The following is a 5,385-nucleotide window of genomic DNA, read 5'->3' as shown; positions in this document are numbered from 1 at the left end:
GCATTATGCCGATTTCGTGATAATACCACAAATGCTATAGAAAGCCTTAACAGCCAATTTAGAAAAGTTACTAAGACAAAACTTATATTTCCAAACGATGAAAGTCTTATGAAAATGTTATATTTGGCAACTGAAAAGGTAAGTAAGAAATGGACTAGAATATATCCAAATTGGGATCTTGTTATTAGCCAACTCAATATATTATTTAGTGAGATCTTAAATGAAAGAGCGTAGCTTTGGGACTCCGTCCCCCAACCCCATAATGAGTATCGTTTGTTTTGTTCAGCTAAACAAGTAAAACGGACCACCCAAAGGTCGTCCGTTAATGTATGATTCACGAATAAGTGATTAAATTACTTCTCAGCACTGCCCTTATCTAATAAATAGACGGTATATTAATAGATAAAGCTGGAAATAATATACTGAAAAGTAATGCCAACGCAACAACATTCATCAACTATATTAACATTTTTTTATAATTAAATAGTTTAATTATTTTGCTTAAAGAAAGAGAATACACAAAATAATTTACACCCTTTTAAAACGGGAGGTGTTTCCTTTATGCTATTCAGATTGTTTTTATTCACTTGAACAAACCACAGTTACATTACAACTGTTACAATGATTAATCCATATTGAATTACACGCTAAGTCATCCTATACCACAATATCAATTAGATTTTTATGTTAACTAGTAACCTTTTCAAGTAGCCTCTTTGATACCGTTAGCTCCTCTTCATCCTTTTTCGGACTATCCATCCCGGCTTTGTATAGTTCAAAATCTAATACAAGTCTTATTTTTTTTAGATTTCACTGTAACTAAGCATTCCTCACAGCTCTTTTTATTACTTCCAAATATCTTGGTTCCATCTATAGCCGCTACACTGTAGCTTTATATGGTTCCTTTTCTAAATACTTTATATACTTCTTGGCATTAATTGACTCCTTTACTGTTATAGTTATAGAATACTACAATTTACTTCTGTTTACTTATACTTTTATAATATTTCATAATATGTTAAAATATATTATTGGCTTATACATTTTTCAAATCTAAATATTACTTAAGTTATCCTTGCGAAAACATAAAAATTTGTTGTGGAGGTAGTGTTATGTTAAATTCTATTATTATAGAAGAACTAAAGTTTGGCTGGGATTGTTATACTATGGGGACTAAATTCACTGAATTGAATGACCTTACAGAGGCGATTAGGTATTACGAGATGGCATCTGTTATTGTTTCAAAGTATAGGGACCCATATAAACCGTATTCTACAGAAGTATCTATGTCAGGTGTAGACTTGGAAAAAATGGATTTATTATATATTAATACTTGCTGTTCCATTGGACAAGTCTTTATCACTCTAAATAAATACCAAGAATCATTAGTTTGGTATGAGAAATTAGGTGATTTAGGTTCATATAGAGAAGATGTTATAAATAGTAAAGCTATGTTGTTGTCTAAATTAGGTAGAAACGATGATGCCTTAAAATGTTATGATGAAAGCATACAAGTTAAAGAAGACCCTTATTTACATCCTATTTTACTATTTAACAAAAGCTTAATATTATATAATATGAAACAATATAGTCACGTTATCCCGTGTATAAACATTGCGATAGATGGGGCTGAACATGCGGAAGATAATGATACTCTTTCATGGGCATACTTAATTAAAGCAAACACTTTACAAATAAATAAAAACACTGATGAAGCCTTAATATTCTTTAAGAAAGCTGCACATTTAGGTAATACAAATGCAATAAAATTTCTTCATAACCTGTAAATAATTTTGTGTAAACAGAATAAAATGTATTCTTTCTTGGCAAAAATCCAGATAATTTAATTATCAAATATTATACAAGCGGCAGTATTTATTTTGTAAGACATTTACAATGTAATTTCAAGAAATCATATCAATGATTAAATGTTTAGAAACCCAAATGAGGTTCTATCTGCTATGAAGTTTATGTTCAGGAAAAAACTTTAGCTCCTGCACTTAATCCAATTTGTAAGCGTCAAATAGCCCTACATAGCACACTTATTTTCAAGATTTTCCATTTTTTATTTAGTTGTATTATCTATTATATTGTTGTTTTTATTATTATTCATCATAGTATAATGATAGCATGTTTTGCTAATAAAATTTAGTGAAATATGCTTGCAAACCATTAGTTAATAAGGGTTTGAAATCATATTAAGAATGTCAAATTCAACTACATAGTTGCTACTTTTCCTTAGATTATCATTCTCTGTTTTACTGGTTTATGTGCTTGTTCTTGATCCAATGTTAAGCCAGCTAACAACCATCTAAGTTGTCTTTGACTTATATTTAATGTTTTACCTACAAAGTTTTAGCATATTTTTCATAAAATTAATTTATTAGAAAATAAGCTATATTTCAAGACTCTTAGAGGAATTTGCGACTACTTTTAAAACTACTTAAAGTGTTGAATTTTATGGGTTATTTTAATACTAGAGCTAAACTGCTGATTATGATGTGGTTTATTTGAAGTTCGACATAAAAACACCGTACATTTATAATACGGTGTTTTTAATGAATTAATTGGTTTTATTACTAGTAATGTTTTATTTTAAAGTTGCGAAGTAGAAAATAAAACCAATATTAAAATTTGCTATAATTTTAATCAAACTTCTCATAATTTATTTCTTTGTTTCACGAGCTGATTGTGCTTTATAGAAGTAGTGCCAATACGCATCCCATAAGCTATCATCTTTTGTTTTTGTCCCATTCAATATTGAGCCAAAATGATTAAGAGACCTCTGCATTTTATCATAGTAATTCTCAGCCGTTTCTGGTAGTCGATTAAAGAATTCTACATATGGTTTCAGTGATTCATTCCATTTCATTAATTTATAATATGAATCCGCTCTTCGCTCATACATAAGGTATATTGAATAATCGTCCAATTGTTCATTTATAATTGGATCGGATATTGATTGTTCGCTATAGTATATTACATCTTCATACTCTTTTAATTGATACAAAATTGAAATTTTTTCTACGTATGGTGGGTAATAATCTCGTCTTGTATTAATAGCCATATCATAATACTCTAAAGCATCATCATATCTTTTTAATATGCATGATACTAATCCTGCAAAATACATATCTCGACATAACCACTCGCCTGATTCTTCTAGTTCTATAGCTTTTTCGAAGTATTTTAATGATTCTATAAAATTCCTTTCTTTGTATAGTTCGTATCCTAGTTTTGTATATGACATCTTTTCAGCTCCTAACATTTGTTAAATTTACTTATTAAGTATATGTATAATTTTTTTTATAAAAGAGAAACATTATTTTACAAAGTTGTTTTTACAAATTATGAATCAGTTTCAATTATCATATTATAAAATTAAAATTTTCTCATTAGTATAATCATAATTCCCTGGAAAAAGTTTTTTAGCACCGTATATTGTTAAAATTTAAATTGCTACTCAATAATCAATAAGCTTTGTTTATATATAAGTCAGATACATTGACTAGCAGCTATATGATATTTCGAATTTTCGTCGTTCTTGCAAATAGTAGCATTACTTAATTTGTACTTTAAGTCATAAAGTATATCTAATATTTCTTTAATATACATAGGTGAAAGACTATCAAACAAAGACATCTTAGTTGTATTCATATATACCATATTTGAAATAAACTCATTAATATCTTCTCTTTTTATTTCAGCATCATAAAGCCTATCACACAAATGTTTACAAAAAAATACCTGATAACTATCAAAATACTCTTTAATAAATCTGTTAATTAATTTTACAAGTTGTTCGTAATACTGTTTTTGTAACTCAAGATATAAATACTCCCATTGCTTGTCCCTGGGTATACATTCCATTGGTTTATAAATATAATTATATAATGTTAGCATTTCATCAAGCATTTTTTTGCTATAATCAGCTTGTTTATTTGCATCGTAATAACTATCACTATACTTACCACTCGTTATTTCGATATCAAGCAATTCTGAACAATCATGTCCATTACTGATTCTTAGATCAAGTAGTTCCTTCTTCAGTATTTCAATTAAAATATTAGCTAATTTCCTCTCAATCTTTACACCATATCTTATAAAGTTAATATTCAAATTATCACTCCTGAATTTTATTTTAAGACATACTATTACAGCGGTAGGCTAATATTTTTTATCTAAAGCTGGTTGGTTGACTTAATTTTGCAATATGTTATAAACTTGACCTAGATTTATAAAAATTATAGCATATTATCACATCACTATATTCCTATAATAGTAAATATTTTAATTTTAAAGCACCGTAGTTGGACCAGTTGCTAATGTCGAACTCTTTGTGTCTTTTGGACTTAGTATTTGTACCCCCTACTTTATATGTTTTACTTTTAGCCGAGTCTTTTTTAATTTAATTAGATATATAACTTAATTCTATTATCGATTACTTTCAAAAAATATTTATAGTATTACTATAGAAATTGTATTTAGTGAGTACTTTAATTATAAACATTAACACTACTTGGTATTTTTTTATTTTATTAGATGATGCTATATCACTACTAAAAACAAAGTATATCATATTCATTAAAGTACTTTAGCTCCACCACACAAACCCATTTTATTTCTACCATGAATTAGATAATTCACTTCTGCAACATAGATTATCCTCTTGTAGTTTTAGATAGATAGGATAACTATTAGTTATTCCAACCACCGTGTCGGGTGGCTTTAAACCATAAAAAGGGCTCCCAACTTCATATGGTTCGCTAATTTCTATAAATTCATTATAATTGTAATTCACAATAATGCCTCCCTTATTTAATCATTAATTTATAAATTTGATATTTAAATTAATGATTTGTGTTGCTTTCTAATCACCCTAAATTAAGACGAGATTTTTCTTGTTTATAATACACAATTTATATTACCATTTTAGAGATATAAATTTTCTTGTTCGGTTGTTTTTTGATCGATTTGTAGTCCATACATTCCTCAATCAAAATATTCACTATTAGGTTTTATTTCTGTTACTTTAGGCCCTCTTGTATCATTATTTATATATTTTCCTTTAAATTTAAATCCTTCCATATCGTTTTTCCTGTAATTGATAGGTATTTGACTAATATGAATAAAAGCTTTTAAAATGTAGATATTTTTAGCAAATCCAAAACCGCTGTCTTTGTTCCACTTAGTTATTTCCATATCCATAAATCCATCCGAGTCACAAAGTTCAATTGCATCAATCATTATAGATACATCTGAAACTAAATAATTTTCTGATAATCTATGTTTTTTTTGAATTATAAATAAGCTTGAACCCGATAAAGGAATGGAATCCAGATTATCGAAAAAAATCATGTCAAACCCACATAATAAATTTGTGTT

Annotated in this window: 6 protein-coding genes; 2 read left to right on the top strand and 4 right to left on the bottom strand. The window is 27.8% G+C overall.

Translation table 11 applies throughout. The features are described 5' to 3' along the window. Both ACJAX4_RS21905 and ACJAX4_RS21900 read left to right on the top strand, forming a co-directional pair. Positions 1–234, top strand: a 234-nt coding sequence (locus tag ACJAX4_RS21905; protein ID WP_435791562.1) for a transposase, incomplete at its 5' end; no start/stop codon positions are given. 878 nt (positions 235–1,112) lie between these two features. Next, positions 1,113–1,787, top strand: coding sequence for a tetratricopeptide repeat protein (locus ACJAX4_RS21900; RefSeq protein WP_435791560.1), 675 nt, complete (start codon positions 1,113–1,115; stop codon positions 1,785–1,787). Positions 1,788–2,665: 878 nt separating this feature from the next. Here the strand turns inward: ACJAX4_RS21900 and ACJAX4_RS21895 are convergent. The 4 genes from ACJAX4_RS21895 to ACJAX4_RS21880 form a co-directional block, all read right to left on the bottom strand. Further along, on the bottom strand, positions 2,666–3,250 hold the full coding sequence (locus ACJAX4_RS21895; protein ID WP_435791559.1) for a tetratricopeptide repeat protein: 585 nt from the start codon (positions 3,248–3,250) through the stop codon (positions 2,666–2,668). Between the two features lie 245 nt (positions 3,251–3,495). Continuing rightward, positions 3,496–4,119: a hypothetical protein gene (locus tag ACJAX4_RS21890; protein ID WP_435791558.1), complete on the bottom strand. Its 624-nt coding sequence runs from the start codon at positions 4,117–4,119 to the stop codon at positions 3,496–3,498. Positions 4,120–4,624: 505 nt separating this feature from the next. Next, a complete protein-coding gene (locus tag ACJAX4_RS21885; protein WP_435791557.1) occupies positions 4,625–4,801 on the bottom strand; it encodes a hypothetical protein in 177 nt (58 codons plus the stop codon). Between the two features lie 191 nt (positions 4,802–4,992). Beyond that, on the bottom strand, positions 4,993–5,385 hold a 393-nt coding region (locus tag ACJAX4_RS21880), incomplete at its 5' end, for a hypothetical protein (protein WP_435791556.1).

This window comes from Clostridium sp., assembly GCF_051278035.1.
Lineage (GTDB): Bacteria > Bacillota > Clostridia > Clostridiales > Clostridiaceae > Clostridium_AD.
This window is presented reverse-complemented; position numbering and strand designations above follow the sequence as displayed.